Origin of the sequence: Stenotrophomonas sp. SrG (assembly GCF_050031795.1) — a bacterium.
In the GTDB taxonomy this organism is placed as follows: domain Bacteria; phylum Pseudomonadota; class Gammaproteobacteria; order Xanthomonadales; family Xanthomonadaceae; genus Stenotrophomonas; species Stenotrophomonas rhizophila_A.
The window spans coordinates 1-231 of sequence record NZ_JBNBBE010001689.1 but is presented as its reverse complement, the minus strand read 5'-3'; the positions used below and the strand labels follow the sequence as shown (position 1 = coordinate 231).

The 231-nt window shown below is 69.3% G+C and carries 1 protein-coding gene; it reads left to right on the top strand.

All coding sequences use genetic code 11. From position 1 onward, the window contains the following. A partial coding sequence (locus ACQG3P_RS25115) for a dihydroneopterin aldolase (protein ID WP_426806559.1) occupies positions 1-216 on the top strand: 216 nt, incomplete at its 5' end. Positions 217-231 lie beyond the last annotated feature (15 nt).

Genomic DNA, 231 nt, shown 5'->3' with positions numbered 1-231 from the left:
ATCGCCGACACCCTGAACTACAAGGCCGTGAGCAAGCGCATCGAGGAGTTCGTGCGCGACTCCGGCTTCGGCCTGGTTGGAGCCCTGGCCGAGCGCCTCGCCGAGATCGTGCTGCGCGACGTCAACGTGCAGTGGCTGCGCCTGAAGCTCCGCAAGCCCGGCGCGGGGCGTGGTGACAAGGCCGTGGGCGTGATCATCCTGCGCAGCACCGACTGAGCCACCGCTGCCCGG